General features: G+C 52.6%; 21 protein-coding genes. 13 read left to right on the forward strand and 8 right to left on the reverse strand.

Translation table 11 applies throughout. The annotated features are described in order from the left end of the window. The first annotated feature begins 84 nt into the window (after positions 1-84). From ilvC to pssA, 3 genes are all read left to right on the forward strand, one after another. Positions 85-1101, forward strand: coding sequence for a ketol-acid reductoisomerase (ilvC, locus tag GTU67_RS14135; RefSeq protein ID WP_093969156.1), 1017 nt, complete (start codon positions 85-87; stop codon positions 1099-1101). A gap of 83 nt (positions 1102-1184) precedes the next feature. Further along, positions 1185-1838, forward strand: coding sequence for a phosphatidylserine decarboxylase (locus GTU67_RS14140; RefSeq protein WP_185780681.1), 654 nt, complete (start codon positions 1185-1187; stop codon positions 1836-1838). A 95-nt stretch (positions 1839-1933) separates the two neighbouring features. Continuing rightward, positions 1934-2728, forward strand: a complete 795-nt coding sequence (gene pssA, locus GTU67_RS14145; RefSeq protein WP_185780682.1) for a CDP-diacylglycerol--serine O-phosphatidyltransferase — start codon at positions 1934-1936, stop codon at positions 2726-2728. Between the two features lie 12 nt (positions 2729-2740). Here pssA and GTU67_RS14150 read toward each other — a convergent pair whose 3' ends face one another. Then, positions 2741-3184, reverse strand: a complete 444-nt coding sequence (locus GTU67_RS14150) for a hypothetical protein (RefSeq protein WP_249417737.1) — start codon at positions 3182-3184, stop codon at positions 2741-2743. A 347-nt stretch (positions 3185-3531) separates the two neighbouring features. On the opposite strand from GTU67_RS14150, the gene rpsO reads away from it, so the two are divergent. From rpsO to GTU67_RS14165, 3 genes are all read left to right on the forward strand, one after another. Beyond that, positions 3532-3801, forward strand: coding sequence for a 30S ribosomal protein S15 (gene rpsO, locus GTU67_RS14155; RefSeq protein ID WP_093969153.1), 270 nt, complete (start codon positions 3532-3534; stop codon positions 3799-3801). A gap of 91 nt (positions 3802-3892) precedes the next feature. Continuing rightward, positions 3893-6043 carry a polyribonucleotide nucleotidyltransferase gene (pnp, locus tag GTU67_RS14160; protein WP_185780683.1) on the forward strand — a complete coding sequence of 717 codons (2151 nt, stop codon included), beginning with the start codon at positions 3893-3895 and terminating at the stop codon, positions 6041-6043. 144 nt (positions 6044-6187) lie between these two features. After that, a complete protein-coding gene (locus tag GTU67_RS14165; protein WP_185780684.1) occupies positions 6188-6826 on the forward strand; it encodes a carbonic anhydrase in 639 nt (212 codons plus the stop codon). Between the two features lie 321 nt (positions 6827-7147). Here the strand turns inward: GTU67_RS14165 and GTU67_RS14170 are convergent, their stop codons facing one another. The 7 genes from GTU67_RS14170 to GTU67_RS14200 form a co-directional block, all read right to left on the reverse strand. After that, positions 7148-8173 (reverse strand): site-specific integrase, encoded by a 1026-nt coding sequence (locus tag GTU67_RS14170; RefSeq protein WP_249417734.1) that lies wholly within the window; start codon positions 8171-8173, stop codon positions 7148-7150. Then, on the reverse strand, positions 8173-8379 hold the full coding sequence (locus GTU67_RS14175; protein ID WP_123660519.1) for a DUF4224 domain-containing protein: 207 nt from the start codon (positions 8377-8379) through the stop codon (positions 8173-8175). Before GTU67_RS14175 ends, GTU67_RS14170 begins: the two co-directional genes overlap by 1 nt. Before the next feature lie 33 nt (positions 8380-8412). After that, the gene (locus GTU67_RS14180) at positions 8413-8682 is read right to left on the reverse strand and encodes a hypothetical protein (protein WP_185780685.1); all 270 of its coding nucleotides are present in this window, start codon (positions 8680-8682) and stop codon (positions 8413-8415) included. Positions 8683-8738: 56 nt separating this feature from the next. After that, positions 8739-10007 (reverse strand): DUF1173 family protein, encoded by a 1269-nt coding sequence (locus GTU67_RS14185; RefSeq protein WP_185780686.1) that lies wholly within the window; start codon positions 10005-10007, stop codon positions 8739-8741. Then, entirely contained in the window at positions 10004-10258 is a 255-nt protein-coding gene (locus GTU67_RS14190; RefSeq protein WP_185780687.1) for a hypothetical protein, read from the reverse strand. Before GTU67_RS14190 ends, GTU67_RS14185 begins: the two co-directional genes overlap by 4 nt. A 227-nt stretch (positions 10259-10485) precedes the next feature. Beyond that, on the reverse strand, positions 10486-10710 hold the full coding sequence (locus tag GTU67_RS14195) for a hypothetical protein (RefSeq protein ID WP_185780688.1): 225 nt from the start codon (positions 10708-10710) through the stop codon (positions 10486-10488). 646 nt (positions 10711-11356) lie between these two features. Further along, a complete protein-coding gene (locus GTU67_RS14200) occupies positions 11357-11761 on the reverse strand; it encodes a helix-turn-helix domain-containing protein (RefSeq protein WP_221893391.1) in 405 nt (134 codons plus the stop codon). A 73-nt stretch (positions 11762-11834) separates the two neighbouring features. On the opposite strand from GTU67_RS14200, the gene GTU67_RS14205 reads away from it, so the two are divergent. The 7 genes from GTU67_RS14205 to GTU67_RS14235 all read left to right on the forward strand — a co-directional run bounded on the left by GTU67_RS14205 (position 11835) and on the right by GTU67_RS14235 (position 17056). Beyond that, entirely contained in the window at positions 11835-12059 is a 225-nt protein-coding gene (locus GTU67_RS14205) for a helix-turn-helix transcriptional regulator (protein ID WP_185780690.1), read from the forward strand. A 96-nt stretch (positions 12060-12155) separates the two neighbouring features. Then, positions 12156-12917 (forward strand): ParA family protein, encoded by a 762-nt coding sequence (locus tag GTU67_RS14210; RefSeq protein WP_185780691.1) that lies wholly within the window; start codon positions 12156-12158, stop codon positions 12915-12917. Then, positions 12914-13876: a ParB/RepB/Spo0J family partition protein gene (locus GTU67_RS14215; RefSeq protein WP_185780692.1), complete on the forward strand. Its 963-nt coding sequence runs from the start codon at positions 12914-12916 to the stop codon at positions 13874-13876. The genes GTU67_RS14210 and GTU67_RS14215 overlap by 4 nt, the downstream gene beginning before the upstream one ends. Before the next feature lie 68 nt (positions 13877-13944). Beyond that, a complete protein-coding gene (locus tag GTU67_RS14220; RefSeq protein WP_249417738.1) occupies positions 13945-14358 on the forward strand; it encodes a prepilin peptidase in 414 nt (137 codons plus the stop codon). 101 nt (positions 14359-14459) lie between these two features. After that, positions 14460-15149, forward strand: a complete 690-nt coding sequence (locus GTU67_RS14225) for a hypothetical protein (protein WP_185780694.1) — start codon at positions 14460-14462, stop codon at positions 15147-15149. Between the two features lie 346 nt (positions 15150-15495). Continuing rightward, positions 15496-16077, forward strand: coding sequence for a hypothetical protein (locus tag GTU67_RS14230; protein ID WP_185780695.1), 582 nt, complete (start codon positions 15496-15498; stop codon positions 16075-16077). A gap of 211 nt (positions 16078-16288) precedes the next feature. Further along, positions 16289-17056 (forward strand): hypothetical protein, encoded by a 768-nt coding sequence (locus GTU67_RS14235; RefSeq protein ID WP_185780696.1) that lies wholly within the window; start codon positions 16289-16291, stop codon positions 17054-17056. Positions 17057-17722 lie beyond the last annotated feature (666 nt).

Below are 17722 nucleotides of genomic sequence, written 5' to 3' on the forward strand. Positions count from 1 at the left end.
GGGCCGCTGTTTAACCCATTTATTCAAATCCTATAAACTGCGCACTTCGCGGTTTACAAGAAAATACGCTTGGAGCACTTATAAATGAAAGTTTTTTACGACAAAGATTGTGACCTCTCGCTGGTTAAGGGCAAACAGGTCGCCATTATTGGTTATGGTTCGCAAGGCCACGCCCACGCACTCAACCTGCACGAGTCCGGGGTCAATGTCGTTGTCGGTTTGCGCAAAGGCGGTGCCTCGTGGTCGAAAGCCGAAAACGCCGGCCTGAAAGTTGCTGAAGTTGCCGACGCGGTTAAAACCGCCGACCTGGTCATGATTCTTCTGCCCGATGAAAACATCGCCGAAGTCTATCGCACCCAGATCGAAGCCAACCTCAAGCCCGGCGCTGCGCTGGCGTTTGCACACGGCTTCAACGTTCACTACGGTCAGGTTCAGCCTCGCGCCGACGTCGACGTCATCATGGTTGCGCCCAAGGCGCCTGGCCACACCGTTCGCGGCACTTACCGCCAGGGTGGCGGCGTACCTGCACTGGTTGCCGTTTACCAAGACAAGTCCGGTTCTGCCCGCGACATCGCATTGTCGTACGCCAGCGCCATTGGTAGCGGCCGCGCCGGCATCATCGAAACCAACTTCCGCGAAGAGACCGAAACCGACTTGTTCGGCGAGCAGGCTGTTCTGTGCGGTGGTGCCGTCGAACTGATCAAGGCCGGTTTCGAAACGCTGGTTGAAGCTGGCTACGCGCCTGAAATGGCTTACTTCGAGTGCTTGCACGAACTCAAGCTCATCGTCGACCTGATCTACGAAGGCGGCATCGCCAACATGAATTACTCGATCTCGAACAACGCCGAGTACGGTGAGTACGTCACCGGCCCCCGTATCGTGACCGATGCCACCAAAGAAGCCATGCGCCAGTGCCTGAAAGACATCCAGACCGGCGAATACGCCAAGAGCTTCATCCTGGAAAACCAGGCCGGTGCTCCTACGCTCATTTCGCGTCGTCGTATCAACGCCGAATCGCAAATCGAGCAGGTGGGCGGCAAGTTGCGCGCCATGATGCCCTGGATTGCAGCCAACAAGCTGGTTGATCAGTCCAAGAACTAAGTAGTTCCAACAAAACCGGCGGGGTCAGGTCGCACAATAGGCTGCAAGACCGGGCCCCGCCGTTTTTTTGTCTCAAATAAATTATGCATAAACCATCGTACCCACATCCGATTATCGCGCGCGAAGGCTGGCCCTTCCTGGCAGGTATCGTTGTTATCTCTATTTTGGTAACGTTCTGGTCGCCAGGGGCGTCAGTTGTATTCTGGCTGCTGTCGTTGTTCGTGTTGCAGTTTTTTCGTGACCCGGCGCGTATGGCGCCCGACGGCGCCAATAATGTACTTAGCCCGGCCGATGGCCGTATTGTGGCGGTCGAAGAGGTCGACGACACCTATGCACAGCGTCGCGCCCTGAAAATCAGTGTGTTCATGAACGTGTTCAATGTGCACTCAAATCGCGCGCCGGTGAATGGTTCGGTGGTTTCGGTCGATTACTTTCCCGGCAAATTCGTCAATGCTGCGCTCGACAAGGCATCGCTGGAGAACGAACGCAACGCCATGGTCATTCGTACCGCGTCGGGCCATACCGTAACGGCGGTGCAGGTGGCCGGTCTGGTCGCCAAGCGTATTCTTTGTTACGCTAAACCGGGCGACCAGCTCTACAGCGGCCAACGTTACGGGTTTATCCGTTTTGGTTCGCGCGTCGACGTCTACCTGCCGCTGGGTTCGCGCCCGCGCGTGTCTATTGGTGATAAGGTCAGCGCGACCAGTACCGTACTGGCCGAACTGCCCGAACAGTAATCTCGCCATGGTTACACCTTGCGCGTCCGTTTTTTCTCCGGCGCGCAGGTGGCAGCAGGTCGGCCTAATCCGCTCATTCAACCGTACACCTGAATATGCCTAATTCTTTCAACGACGAAACCCGTCGCCGGCGTAGTATTTACTTGCTGCCCAATGCCTTTACCACCGCCAATTTGTTTGCCGGCTTTTACGCCATTGTGCAGGCCATGAATGGTCGGTACGAGTTGGCGGCGATAGCCATTTTTTTGGCCATGGTATTCGACGGCATGGACGGCCGGGTGGCAAGGCTGACCAACACCCAATCGGCGTTTGGTGAGCAATACGACTCGCTGTCCGATATGACCTCTTTCGGTATTGCGCCAGCGCTTATTCTTTACGAGTGGTCGCTAAATGGCCTGGGGCGTTGGGGGTGGCTGGCCGCTTTTATTTATGTCGTGGGGGCAGCGCTTCGTCTGGCGCGTTTCAACACCAATATTGCCGTCGTCGACAAGCGTTTCTTTCAGGGTTTGCCCAGCCCGGCGGCAGCGGCGCTTCTGGCCGGTTTTATGTGGCTGGCGGTCGACAACAAGTTTCAATTGGCCGATGGCACCATTGCCTGGATAGCCTTTGCCCTTACCGTGTACGCCGGTGTGGCCATGGTGACCAATCTGCCTTTTTACAGCGGCAAGTCTTTTGCGCTGGGGCGCAGTGTGCCGTTTTGGGTCATTTTGGTTGTGGTGGCGGCGTTTGTGTTTGTCTCCAGTGACCCGCCACTGGTGCTTTTTGGCCTGTTCGTTATATATGGCCTGTCGGGGTGGGGCGTCTTTTTATGGCGCCTGCGCAAGGCGCGCCAACTTAGCTTCCGCCGCCCCGACGGCACCGACGTTACCGACACCTCCCAAGACGGCTAATTTGCGTTGGCGTTAAAACCACCAAAACCGGTCGCCCTCGTAGCGGGGGTCGGGGCCGGGGTGGAACCGGGTGACGCGCTCGCCATCTTGGCCCAGGTAAACGTGCATCATCGAATACCAGACGCCGTCTTGCATATAGCGCCAGCTCCAGACAATTTGTATTGAAGAGGGTAAGCCGACTCCGGTTTTCTCGGCAGGTGGTCCAAACTCGCACAGCAGTCTTTCGGGTGTCCACTCGCCCGATTTCAATACCTGAAAATGGGCGTCTGTCAGTAATTGTTCAACCGACTCCACCCGCCCTTCGGCATCGGTATTGGTGCCCCACGCCTGTTGGCCAAAGGGTTGCATGCTCCAGATCAGGCGCCGGCCGCCGTTATCAAGCGGGCAGGTGTAGGTAGGCTGGCCAAACTGGCTAATCACCTGGTTTGCCGGAGTGCCGGGCGGCACTTTGGCCATGTTTGCGCAGGCGGTTAGCGCCGAAAGCAAAAGCACAGCGGCGGCCGTGCTTAACGTACGGCGCCAGTATCCCACCCATAGCTTCAAGCGATTGCTGGTCTTTGCCGCTTCTTGGTCTGGGTGGCGCCTCGCCATCTTCGTTCGCGAGGCGCGTTTTGTCTTGGGGCGGTCTGCTTCGGGTTTTGCTCGGTAATAGGGCATATTTTTTCCTGCACGTCGGCTGATCTGCAAATTCTACCGAATCCGTTATAATGCCGGTTGCTCGCCGTTGTGGCGGGTTATTGCATTGTTGCTTTTAATCTCACGTCAGGGCACCTCGGCCCTGTCGCCTGTCTTCGAGGTCTAGTATGTCTGTAGCAGAAATCAAAAAATCAGAAATCGTTTCCCAGTTCCAACGCGCCCAAGGCGACACTGGTTCACCAGAAGTTCAGGTTGCGCTGCTTACCGCACGCATCAACGAACTTACCGGCCACTTCAAAGAGCACAAAAAAGACCATCACTCGCGCCGCGGCCTGCTGCGCATGGTCAGCCGTCGCCGTAAACTGCTCGATTACCTGAAGGGTCGCAACCCCGACGCTTATCGCTCGCTCATCGAAAAACTCGGTCTGCGTAAGTGATATCTGGGGCGGGTTCCCCAAATGTATAACCGTGCGCACCACGAAATCTATCGTGGTGCGCACGGTTTTTTAATTGTAAGGATAGTCAATAATGTTCAATAAAGTGACCAAGTCGTTTCAATACGGCCAGCACACCGTGGTTCTTGAAACGGGCGAGATCGCCCGCCAGGCCGGCGGCGCCGTCGTTGTCTCGATTGACGATACCGTTGTATTGGCAACGGTAGTCGCGGCCAAAAAGGCCAAACCCGGTCAAGATTTTTTCCCGCTTACTGTCGATTACGTCGAAAAAACCTACGCTGCCGGTCGCATTCCCGGTGGTTTCTTCAAGCGCGAAGGCAAGCCCTCCGAAAAAGAAACGCTCACATCGCGCCTTATCGACCGCCCGTTGCGCCCCTTGTTCCCCGAGGGTTTTTACAACGACGTGCAGGTTATTATCCATACGTTGTCGGTCAACCCCGAAGTCGACCCCGATATCCCCGCCATGATCGGCGCGTCTGCGGCATTGGCTATTTCGGGCATTCCGTTTAACGGCCCCATTGGCGCTGCACGCGTCGGCTATATCGACGGCCAGTATCTTATCAACCCCACAACCACCCAACTCAAGTCCTCCAGCATGGACCTGATCGTTGCGGGTACAGAAGCGGCCGTACTGATGGTCGAGTCCGAAGCCAAGCAACTGCCCGAAGACGTCATGTTGGGCGGTGTGGTCTACGGTCACGAGCAAATGCAAACCGTCATCAACGCCATCCACGACCTGGTGGCCGAAGCCGGTAAGCCCGAATGGGACTGGCAGCCTGCAGCCAAAAACGAGCCACTCATTACGGCCGTTAAAGCTGCCGCGGGCGACGATTTGTCTGCCGCTTATCAAATCCGCGAAAAGCAGGCGCGTACCGAGGCCGTTCGTAACGTCTATGCCAACGTCAAGGCCAAGCTCCAAGAACACGCGGCTGCCAAAGAAGAGGCCGCTCCCGATGCCGTCGAAGTCGAAAATATCCTGTTCGATCTCGAGTCCGCCATTGTTCGCAGCCAGATCCTGTCGGGCGAGCCCCGTATCGACGGCCGCGACACGCGTACCGTTCGTCCTATCAGCATCCGTCTGGGCGTTCTTCCTCGTGCCCACGGCAGCGCGTTGTTTACGCGTGGCGAAACCCAGGCCCTGGTTGTCGCCACGCTGGGCACCAAGCAAGACGAACAAATCATCGATTCCATCATGGGCGAGTCGCGTGACCGCTTCATGCTGCACTACAACATGCCTCCGTTCGCCACCGGCGAAACCGGTCGTTTTGGTGTGCCCAAGCGTCGCGAAATTGGCCATGGTCGTTTGGCCAAGCGTTCACTTATTTCCACGCTGCCTGCCGCCGACGAATTCCAGTACACCATTCGTATCGTGTCCGAGATCACCGAATCCAACGGTTCGTCATCCATGGCGTCGGTTTGCGGTGGTTCGCTGGCCATGATGGATGCCGGCGTGCCTGTTAAAGAGCACGTTGCCGGTGTGGCCATGGGTCTTATCAAAGAGGGCGGCAAGTTCGCCGTGCTTACCGATATCCTGGGCGACGAAGACCACCTGGGCGATATGGACTTTAAAGTGGCCGGTACCGTCAATGGTATTACCGCGCTGCAAATGGACATCAAAATCCAGGGTATTACCAAAGAAATCATGCAGGTTGCTTTGGCACAAGCGCGTGAAGGCCGTTTGCATATTCTGGGCAAAATGCAAGAAGCCATCGACGGTTCGCGCACCGAACTGTCGGCGTTTGCACCACGCATGATCTCGGTCAAGATCAACCCCGAGAAAATCCGTGACGTCATCGGCAAGGGCGGCGCCACCATTCGCGCGCTTACCGAAGAAACCGGTACGCAAATCGATATCGCAGACGACGGTACCATCACCATCTCCAGCGCAGACCTCGATCGTGCTCACGAAGCCGAGCGTCGCATCAAAGAGCTGACGGCCGACGTCGAAGTGGGTCAAGACTACGAAGGCCCTGTGTTGCGTTTGCTCGACTTCGGCGCCATTGTTCAGGTTCTGCCGGGGCGCGATGGTCTGCTGCACATCTCCGAAATCGCCAACTACCGCATTAACAACATCAACGATGTGCTTAAAGTGGGTCAGGTCGTCAAGGTCAAGGTCATCGAGGCCGACGACAAAGGTCGCCTGCGTTTGTCCATCAAGGCTATTGGTGGCATCGAGGCACAGGGCGGCCCTGCGGCGCCTGCCGCATCGGCTCCTGATGCCTGATTGTCGTAGTGGCTGGGTCTGACATGTATTTTTCAGGCCCGGTAGCTGCTATAAAGCACAAAAAGTGCGCCCTGTGGGGTTGCATTTTTTGTGCTTTTTTTTGCAGTGCATGACTAACCAACAACAATACCAAGAGGTCATTTTATGTTTCCAGAACGACTCACCGAAGGCTATCAACACTTTCTGGACGGCCGCTTCCAGACCGAAAGCAGCCGCTATATGAAGTTGGCAGAAAAAGGTCAAAACCCCGAGATCATGCTGATCGGCTGTTGTGACTCGCGCGTGTCGCCGGAAGTAATTTTTGATGCGGGCCCGGGCGAAATGTTTGTCGTGCGTAACGTTGCCAACCTGGTGCCACCCTTCGAGGCTGACACCGAGTCTTCATATCACGGTACCAGTGCGGCCATCGAATTCGGCGTTAATGGGTTAAACGTCAAGCATATCGTGGTGCTCGGGCACGCGTCTTGCGGTGGTGTAAAGGCGTTTCATGACAAGGCCCAACCGCTTAGCCAGGGCGACTTCATTCGCAAGTGGATGTCGCAGATCGAGCCGGTAGCCGAAAGCCTGGGTGCGTCAACGGGCGATTACAAGGCCGACTTGAAGCGCCTCGAGCTAGCTGTTGTCGAAGCCAGTCTGAATAATCTGATGACGTTCCCGTTTATTCGTCGTCGTGTTGAAGCCGGCGAGCTTGAGTTGCATGGCGCGTATTTCGGCGTTGCGACCGGGTTGCTGTACTTGCGTAACCCTGTGTCGGGCCACTTTGAGCCTTGCCTGGAGCAATAGTCGGCAGGCTTGGGGTGTCTGGCGTCAGAGGCGCTTAAAGCCGGGCGTCATTGGCCGGCGCTGACGAGTGTGTGCCCCACGCTAATGGGCAAAGAGCCTGGGCATAAAAAAACCGCGTAAAAAATTACGCGGTTTTTTTGCGCCGTGAAGCGCCGAATATATTGCTTGGTGCGTCCAGCCGGAATCGAACCGGCACGATCAAAGATCGAGAGATTTTAAGTCGCTTATCGAAATGGCTTAACCCTGCGCTTTTCCGCGTGAAATGTTCCGCATTTCTCTGACACGTCGTCACTATGACGATTTTGCAATGCGGAACATAGGCTAACGCACTGTACGAAGCTTTTCCGGCCTGGTTCGGTAATGCTTTCGAGTGACGTGGATGCTACTGTGTTGTAGCAACTGCGATGCCTCTTCAATCGTTTCAACCATGTTACTGGCTCGTTTTCTCATGTCCCTGAGAAACATTTTTCGAATCTCTCTAGCTAATGTTTCATTGCCATTGGCTTCGGCTTTTTTTGCCGCACTATCACGCGCCTCTTCCCATCGCGCCCGTAGCATTGAATATGTAACTTTACGGCCGGTTGATGTCGATAGAAACATATCGTGATCGGCTTTTATGTTCTCTCTTCGCCTGAGAATTGCAGATAGGGTTGGCGACGATTCGATCTCAAAATAAGCTGGCTTACCTGTTTTGCTCGCAGAAATGATTAATTTGCCGTTGACTGGCATCAAGATCGTGTGGGCATCCGTGATTCGAAGCGCTGTAGCTGTTGATATGTCCATGCAGTCTTTTAGAACCTGGTCAGCTTCATCATATACAGCGTCGAATAAGTCATCTGTGACCTCGAACGTTCGCGCCTTCTCCTTGTTCTTCCATCCAGATCTTTCCATGCCAGCGGCTGGCCAGGGCTTGTCAGTTAACCCCTCTAGGCGTGCCCAGTTCCAAACAATGGACAACAAGGACATTTCACGGTTGGCTTGTGTTTTTGCGCTTCTGGCCTTTAGGTATCCTTTTAAATGCGATACCGAGATGGCATCCCAAGTTGACATGCCAAATGCTGGGCGTATCTTGCGCAAATGACGCACATATCCGTCTCGGGTGCCTTTATTTTTGTAGCCTGGAAGAACTTCTTGTTCCCAACGTGCAAACGCTTCTTCTAGCGTTCCTGCAATGCGAGGTTGGTGATTATGAATTTCCTCCCAGCGGACAATAGCCTGGTCATAATCAGTACCTAAAGGCACATCAGGCTTGCCCGTTCCTCGCATATCATAAAAATAATATATGACGACGCGTCCACTTTTGCGCTTTCGCGCATGATGACGTAGTTTCGGGAAAGTATTAACCATCAACGTACCATCGAAAAATCAGGCTCAACTGATTTTTTAATTTTGCGTCCTTCAACCCAAGCAGTAACGTGTTCGGAAAGGACGATAGGCCGCCCCGACACTTCTTTGTAGGGAATGCCAAGCTGGTCAAGGACGTTCTTTTGCTTTGCAGCCAGATGGTAGCCTGTCAGCTCGACAAGGTCCGCTTTTGGCAGAATCGTTGTCATAGGATTCTCTCATCGTTCAGTAATCACTTTCCATTAACGCTCTTGCGTTGAGTTGGGCATTTTGCGAAGTTGTTTAAGTGGTCCTCTTACGCAACCCACAGCGGCCAACAACGCGTTAACGTCCGTCTCAGGAAAGAGCAAGGCATGCAGGTCGGCGCGGGTGAGTCTTCTGAGCAGCTTTTCAAACAACTCTGCTTGCTCTGGGTTTCTAAAAACGACATAGACCCGAATCGGCGTGATCTGATTCGGGTTGTCGTTCTGGTCGCTGGGTGGGCCGTGCTCGTGCTTGTTTAAAGTATTCACAGGATGCTTACCTTGTTTGCCAACCCAGATTGCTCAGTCAATGCAGTGCCCATGGGTCATTGGTGGTCAGTGGGAAAGTCGGGGACCTGGTCCCCGGCGGCGCCATTCCAGGACCACCAGTTACCTGGTCCGTATTGGGCGTCGTAGTGTGCGATCTTCTCTTGTTTGCGCGTCTGATAATCGGGCGTCGTCATACCCCACACTTCCATGGGGATAGGTGCGCCTCGATCCTTGAGCCAGAAGTCTGGAAATACGGCGTCCTGGCTATCGAAACGCAGCGGCTTTTCAAATCGACGCTGCTCAGCAACAAGCTTCTCAGCAATCAAGGCCTCAAACCCTGAGTCAACGGGTATCCATTCTTTAGTGACCCACATCAGTGCCAGATCATTGACCTCGGCCTGCAGGGCGCCAGCGACGATTGTGGGTGCATCAGTTTGCGCAATGACGATTGTCGGTTGAGCAGTGAACCAAGCACCCAGTTCGCGGGCGTATCGGCTTTGCCAATGCTCACGCACTTCGTCGCTGACGACCAGGTGGGGGATGCCATGAAACCCGGCAATTGGGAGGGTTGTGGATGATTCCAGACCTTCGCGATACCGCGCTAGCGGTGCCACCACCACAAGACGCCTGCGCTCATCGCAAGCGGAGCGTGCTTTGGCTTCGTTAAGCTTGCTTTGTGCGCCATCGGCTGCAGGTGTGCCAATCAAGAGGTTCTGAGCCAGTTTTACGCGTCCCGCATAGGTTGTCATCGCAACACGCATCAGGTGGTGGTGCACGATACCTAGATTGCGTTTACCTTCCATGGCGGGCGACCAGGTGTTAAGGCCAGCGTTGGTCCATAAGTAGTGCAGCAGGCCCAGCAAGGTCATGCTAGATTGCCCAGGACGGGTGCTCTTGGTCATTGCCGGCCCCTTTGGCGTTGCGTCGCCGTCTTCTGGGGCTTTGGTTAGGCGCTGTTGCAGCCCGACTTTTAGCTTGATTTTGACGTTACCGTCATCCAGCTCTTCGACAACACCGCGTTTGTAGGCACCAAGGCCTGAGGCATTGGGATCGACCCCGAAGAATACGCAGTCTTCAGCATGTTCAGGACCCGTGTCCGGAAAGCGTGCAAGGTGAAAGTGATCTGAATTAGTACGGCTGTGAACTGAAAGCCGCTTTTCACCTTCGCCCAGGCATTGGCATCGCACTACAGCTTTGCCATGGGCCATCATCAGCACCTTTTTCCAGGCGTGGCTAAATTGGGCATCTGTTTGAAAGGCTGGGCTGTATGTTTGGGTTTGTTCACCCAGGCTAATCTGGACCGGGTAAATACGTTGGTCTTTCATTGTTGCTCGCTTTTACGTTTGAACTGTTGGGCGAACTCCCAGACTTGCTGTTCTATCTGATCAGACAAAGCTTGAGCTTTGCTTAAATCACCTGATCTGGCCATTTCATTGTTAAAGGCTTTGCTGCTTTCGTTTAGCGCAAGAAGCTCACCAAAGCTCAGGAAGCCGCTGTTGTCGTTGTCTGGGGCTGAGTAGTGGGCGTATTCTTCTTCAAGCTGCTGGCGTAATCGCTCAGTATCAATATGACCCATGTTGAGTTCAGGTAAGCGGGTAGTTGTATATATGGTTAATTGTTTGCCGGGCTACTCTGAAAGCCTGTATTGCTGGGCGTTTAGCGATTGAGTGCGTGACTTATAAAAAGCGTTATCCACAGATAATGGGGATAACTTAGACTCAGTGACGCCTGCGCTGTTTAGCTGCTAAACAGATGAGTACGGCTTAAATGCGCTCGGCGGTGGAAAACCAAACCTAAACAGCTCTAATTCAAGCGGATTTTCAAGTCGCTTTCGGTATCCAACACCCAAAGCCAAACATCTCGTAGGCGATAGTCGTTTTGGGTGCCGTGAACCACATAATCACCATGGCCACCGATTGACACTGGGAACAATGCGCCAGGGCTGGTTTGACCATAGTATTTGCTGCTTTTTTTGAGCTGCGCGTAGATCTGAGTGCTGTAATTAGCTGCGGTTTGTTTGCTTTCCATATCAACCTTGCTTCAGTAATCAACCTAGAAATAAGTCGGTTACCAAAGCGGCCTCAGCCAGAGGCCTTGTAACCTACCCGCCGAGATACCACGACGGGGGTAGGGTGCTTTGATCCCGTTTGAGGCACCAGTCGCTGTCCCGGCGTGCCGGTTCGATAGGTGCTATTCAAGCGGTGCAGTCTTTGCTGCCGTCATCAAACGATTACGTCGCCATCGTTTGAAGTAGGGTGTTCTCACGAACATACCTGGCGTCCATTTGCTAAAGGGCAATGCTTGCCCATGGAACCCCGGCTTTACGCGATGGGTAGCATCGTCAGGCCGGAGCCCTTCGAACCATCACGCAAAACGACCTCATCGGTCTGCCGGTTTTCATTCCTTTATCTCCAACCGGAATACAATGGGTTGCCGCCCAGTCATCTGCCAGTCGGAACCGGTAGAAGGGTGCGGTGTTTATCAACATCGGTTGTTAAGGAGCGTCCCGTTTATGGGAAATTGGCTCTAATATATTCCCATATTCGGGAACTGTCAAACTCATTTACGGATGCTGAATCTTTGAAATTTGTTTTTGTTGTATTTGGATGAAAACGGTTACTAGGTCTTTAAAAAAACACCTTCAGACCAAACCAGTTTCAAATTAACGCGCTTTTCAGCCGGCTTTGCGACGAAAAGACTTGTTGGCATTCCGCACTTTCATCTCAACGAATTCACGAATAGCCTCTTTTGTATCGCTCGAAAGCCCTTGGTAGTCAGCTTCGCTTATGACACCAACAAACGGCCAAACTACCTGCTTATCATGATTGCTCTTCAGAGCAGGTGGATCAGTAGGATCAACATTTTCCACGAGCATTTGCCAGGGCTCTAAGTTAAACGCCCGTGCAATGTCCTCTAAGTTATCTATTCTTAGTGCATTTTCGCCATTGCGCGCACGGGCAATTGTTGATTTCCCAACGCCAGAGCGAGCAGCTAACGCCTCAAGTTTTTCATAGCGTTTACCTTCTCCGACAAGCTGGCGAAGGTTTTTGCTTAATGTTTCGATTGCTTTCTTACCCATTTTTGGGATCATGCCACTGGTGAATAACCGTTAGTGGGATATAATTTCCCAAAAAAGGGAATGAAACTAATCAATGACTACAGATAAGCACTTCCTCGGCGATGTTTTGGCTAGATTACGCACGGTTAAACATTCCGACATCAAACAGATTAGCCATGCTTCAGGCGTTCCAGAAAGCACGGTGCGAAAACTTTACTACGGTGAAGTTGCCAACCCACGCGTACAAACTGTACAGGCTTTGCACGACTATTTCAGCCGCGAAGACTTAGATAAACAGCTGAAAGTTGCTGATCATTAGTCTCGCTTGTATTTCATGTTTAGCAGCTAAACACTCTGGACAGGTGGCTGCTAAATCTTTGCCGTGTTTAGCGGCTAAACACTTAGGGAGTTTCTTATGAAAGTACTTGTTGTGGCTCAAGGTAAGGGCGGGGTGGGTAAGACCGCCAGCGCCGCGCATATTGCCTTTTATGCCCGTGAGGCTGGGTTGCGGGTGTTGGTGATAGATCTGGATACTGGGGATTTGACCAGGACGTTGGCCGAGTATCAGATTGATGGCGTGGCCAGTTCGCTGTTCACGCAGGCCGGCGTTTCGTGTTTAGCAGCTAAACAGGAAGATGGGTCAGGCTGTTTAGCACTGGTCCCTGCAGACAACCTTTTAGCTAACTTGGTGTTCCTGCCCTTGGAACAGGCGCAGCAGCAGTTTGAGCAGAGCCTGGGACGTTTGGCAGCAGAATATGACTTATGTGTAATTGATACGGCACCCGGGTTGGGCATTGCCAAGGCCGCCGCATTGCATGTGGCTGATGCGGTCATCTCGCCGGTGGAAATGGAGGCCTACTCCATTGAAGGCATTAAGCAAACGATGATCACGGTGCTCAATGCGCGCCAGAAAAATCCCAAGCTGTCGTTCCTGGGGATTTTGCCGAGCAGGGTGGATACGCGTAGCCCACGTCAGATGGCTAACTTGAATCAGGTTCGTGAAGCGCACAGCGCACTCATGGCGCCACTAGTGATCGGTTTGCGCAGCAGCGTTGCCGAGGCGTTGGCGCATGGCATGCCGGTCTGGAAACTACGTAAGACATCGGCCCGTGCGGCCGGTGCTGAAATGCGTGCCCTCGGGAGTTATGTCTTATCCAAAGTAGGAGTTGCCCAATGAAAAACCATACGGATCGTTTAGCAGCTAAACAGGGCAGTGGGTTGGATTTATCCAGTTTGGGAGATTTGGCGTCCATGTTGCAAGCGCCAGTCGCAGCAGCTCAGTCATCTGGCTCACCCAAAATGTTTGATCTGGATCACATCCGGGAAGACGAGGGTAATTTTCGTACTGAGGGAAATCCAGGCTTCACGGATGAGAGCATTGCCGAACTGGCAGAGAGCATGAGCGAGGGGCGAGGTGTGAAGTCGCCCTTGTCGTTGCGGCCAGACCCTAATGCGCCTGGCTTCTACATTATTAACCATGGTCATAGGCGTTATCGCGCAGCAAAAGTCGCGGGGCTGGTGCAGGTGCCGGCGTTCGTTGACGAGGGTTTTGATAAGTTCGACCAAGTCATTGAGAACATTCAACGTGAAGCGTTAACGTCCCGCGAGATTGCCGATTTTATTGGTAGTGCCCAGGCTGAAGGTCATTCGCTAACGGACATCGCTCGATTGTTGGGTAAGTCAAAAGCATTTGTTTCGCAACACGTGGCTTTGTTGGATTTGCCCGAGCCGGTGGCAAGGGTCTTTCAGGAAGGGCAGATCAAGGATGTGACGCTGGTTAATGAGCTAGTCCGTGCCCATCGAGAAAACCCCGAAGTCGTTGAAGCGACGCTGGCCCAACCCGGCGACTGTTTAGCCGCTAAACAGCTGACCCGTGCCAAGGTCAAATCTCTACGCAAGAAAGTCCACGTCGAACCTACGCAAGCTATTAATGCGGATGATTTGCCGTCAGATGCATCCCAGTGGCAAGGCGTTGCCGAGCGGCTTTCGGCTCTGCCGGGTGTTTCAGTCAAAGTTGATGCGTTGCCCGGCGGGGCGATCGAATTGCGGTTGGTGGCGTCAGGTGCGGCTGCGTTGCAGGCACTGGTTGCACAGCTAGGTATTGGTGCCGGCGGTGATAGTCCGTTTAGCTGCTAAACACTGACGAGGTTGCCATGGTGAATGTGACGCTAGTTTCGATAGGGGCGAGTGGGTTGTTGTTTGTGATGTTGATCTGGCTGTCATGGATCGATATCAAACATGGTCTGTTGCCCGACCTGTTGACCTTGCCGCTGATGTGGGCGGGTTTGCTAATCAATATTCATGAGGTGTTTACGCCATTATCCGATGCGGTACTTGGCGCTGCAGTGGGCTATAGCGTTCTATGGATCGCCAATCAGGTGTATCGGTGGCGAGCCGGTCAAGACGGGATGGGGTACGGCGACTTCAAGCTGATGGCGGCGCTCGGTGCCTGGTTAGGTGTTGACGCTCTGCCCTGGGTGCTGATTGGCGCTTGTGGGGCTGGTGCTATTGCCGCCACCGTATGGCGACTTGCGGGGTCCATGAAAGCCGATCACCCCTTTGGGCCGTTCTTGTCAGCGGCCGGGGTGGTCGTGATGATCAAACTTTTTAGCAGTTAAACATGGGCACCGGGTCCGGTTCGACTGTTTAGCCGCTAAACATTGTCGTGATCGCTGGGTGCTTGTTTAGCGGCTAAACACCCTAATACAGGAAAGCGGGCATGTTGTGGTTGAAAGGGGTGAAGGTACTGTTCGTCATTGTCGGCGCTTTATTTGTGGGTGTTTGCGTTGCACTTGCCTATGACGAATTTGGTTGGGCGGTTGTGTTTGGGATGTTTGTGGCGGTGCTTGCGGTGATTGGGCGTCATCGGATACAGCAGCTTTGCGCGCATGATGAACCTTATAAGAACGTCACCTTTTATTGTTTGCGTGAGAGTCCGACCGTTTGGTCTACCCACATCGGAGGACGTCCGCAAAGGCTTGCCGAGCAGTCGTGGCGTCGCCTCAAATCAGTCTTTTCAAGAAGGCGGGGATCAATTGAGGGAATGAAACTGGTTTTGGCTCAAGAGGCACGCCTTGAAGTTCGGCGCCGAAGCTTGGCCTGCTTTACTAGAAAACTTGATCAGTTGGTGCACGTTGAAAACGCCGTGTTGATTACGGCATCGGTGCTGAATGATTCTGCGCGTGGCGATCGCTTGCAGCAGCGCATACATGAGATTGAGAAAAGGCCCGAGTGGCGATATCAATTGATTGAGCGAAAACTTGGGGCTTTTGAGGCAATAGTCGGACGGGCTTTTTACAGTTGGCAGTTCTCGAAAGAGGACTGCTTTTGGAGGCCCTATGTTCCGGGACTGGTAGCCTGGAGAGCACAGGATCAAAAGCCTTGTCTCAAAGCCCTCTCGGCTAGATAGGCTAGTTTGTCGGCTTTACGCGTTTTGTCTGTTGATATTTATAGCGTGCTTAGTGAATCGGCCAAATCCAAACGGTCGAACTTTCACTCTAAAGATGACATTCGCACTCATTGAAGTAATACAGTTCGTTGCTTGAGTGATACTTTGCTCCTAAACTGACACGGTAGCTAGCTGTCTGTCTTTCACGGTTTTTATTGATGCCTAACGTAACCAGAAAAGGAGTCGCAAGCAACGGCGCGCGTTTCCTGCGTGCCGTCGGCCAGGATAGGTGGGCAGCCTGCTAGGTAAGGCAGAGTTTTTTCAACCTTATTGAAGTTAGGAACCACTCACGACTCGGTATTGATCCATGATTAGCTATTTATGTGAAATTGACTGGCCAACCCTGCTGGCTTTTGCAATTACCGTTCTAACGATTGTGTGCACAACAATCGTCACCATCAAACATCAGAAGCGTGCGCTTGATTCACAAATTTTTGTTTCACGAGATGCCTCAGAGAGAGATAAAGAAAAATCGCGAATAGAGTTCATTGCTAACAGCCGACAGCTTTGGATCAATTCCTTGCGCGATGAAGTCGCAAGCTTTATAGCCGAGACATCATCAATCTGGGACCTGTTTCAACAAAAAAGCGGGAGGGCCGAAGTGCTTGCATTGATGAATGCCCCCGAATACGCAATGTCGGAGCTTGCAAATTGGTCGACTGCGTATGGATCAGCTGTCACACGAGCGGAAAGAAGCAGGGCAAAAATTCAACTCTTGCTTAATCCAACTGAACCAGCCTCGACGGCACTTATGAACGCAATCGACGCGGCATACAGAACAGCTAAGTCCAAGGATGATCCTGAACAAAAAAATTCAAAGGTGATTTCGGCACTACAGCCAATTCTCAAGAGTGAGTGGAAGCGTGTCAAAGCGCAAGATGGTGCCTAACAATTTATTCAAACCGACGCCGCTTCGCGGCGCGGCTTAATTCAGGCGTTGAGCTACCGCTTTTGAGAAGTGATTACTTCCGCTTTGGGTCGAATTCGATCATCAGCCTTTGGCTACAATCGGCCAGAAGCGGTCGTTCACCTCTCAAATTTATTAGCGTTCATCCTTGACAAGATGCTTCATATTACAGTGGCCTACTCGTCGTCCGCAGATGAAAGAAATTCGACCCGTGGAGAATATTTTGAGTAGCTGTTTGGTATGTGGCAGTATGCCGACTATAAAGTCCCATCTAATTCCACGGGCAATGGCTCGCGAGGTGCAAGTTGGTAAGGCGCACGCTGTTGCTTTTAAACCCGGAAAATTCTCATACACACAGTCTGGTTTATATGAACAGAACATCCTCTGCGCCGCATGCGACAACAAACTGGGTTTGGCCGAAAAACTTGCAATCCAGACATTTCGGAGAATACGAAAAGAAGCTAAGGCGTTGCCTGTTGGCGAGTACTTACTAAGCGGCATCGCTGGAGATAGCATCCTACGCTTTATTTGTGGTGTGTTATGGAAATACAGTGTTGCGTCCAAAGAAAATGGCAGAATAGCACTGGGTCGATATCAGGACATCCTCCAAAAAACAGCCTTTACCTCTATTGATGTACCGTCGGGGGTAGACGCTATTTTATGTCGTCTAAAGCGTCATAAGGACGACGATGAAGTGTTCGCCTATCGAGCTCCAAGTCCAGACAGAAAAGAGGGAGTGAACGGTTACCGGCTCCTTGTTGGTGGAATCTTTATCTTTCTAAAGCTTGATCGGCAGATCCCGGCGAGAGGTGCTTTAGCAAGAGCATCAATTCGAAACAGGCCGGATTTGCCCTATGTCGTGCTTCATGCAGAAGACTTTGAGGAATATAAACTGCCGTCGAAGCTAATAAATAATGATGGCCGTCTATCTAGTTTTCTCGACAAACAAGAAAAGCAGTAATTTCGGATCTTTGGCTCACGCGGCGAAGAGCGCTCCGCATCCTACGCATTGACTCCTCTTACTCGGAATGACTACTACAGGTCGGTTTCAGGCATTGTTGATCGGTTCCAGCCGGCCAAGAAGGGACGGTGAGCAGTCATTAGCGGCTTCTTCCGAACCTCGACAGGCCGACGCCGCTCCAGAAATTGTAGCTCCAGTCCGAATGATTGGAAAAGATGACAGTATTATCCAATCGTCCATTGTGCTATCGATTCTCAATGTGAGTGGCAACCGAAAAAAGATAATTTCATAAATTCATTGTGAATTGGTGAACACGATTTTAGAGCCCTTCCTCTGTCGACCAGCACCTCGATCAGCTTTATAGTTCGCGTAACCTCAAGGCATAACGCTTTTTATCACGTACCGATTGGTAGAAACGTGGCGCGTAGCCAAGGCCACGAATGAAATCTACGTGCTTCTTTACATCGCCTTCCACCATTCTTGCGCCAAAGATTACCTCCTCAAGTGAATCCTTGACGAAAGGCAATGCTCTGTAAAGGCCCGCCCTGTACCGTCTAGAAGTCTCGGTTAAATCTCATCAAGATACGTGTCCATGTATTTTTTGAGATGTACACGTATTTTCATGAGCGATTCTCTTTGTGTAGTGAGTTCCTCGCAGAGCCCCCG

The sequence above is a fragment of the Pusillimonas minor genome (genome assembly GCF_014237865.1).
GTDB lineage: Bacteria > Pseudomonadota > Gammaproteobacteria > Burkholderiales > Burkholderiaceae_B > Neopusillimonas > Neopusillimonas minor.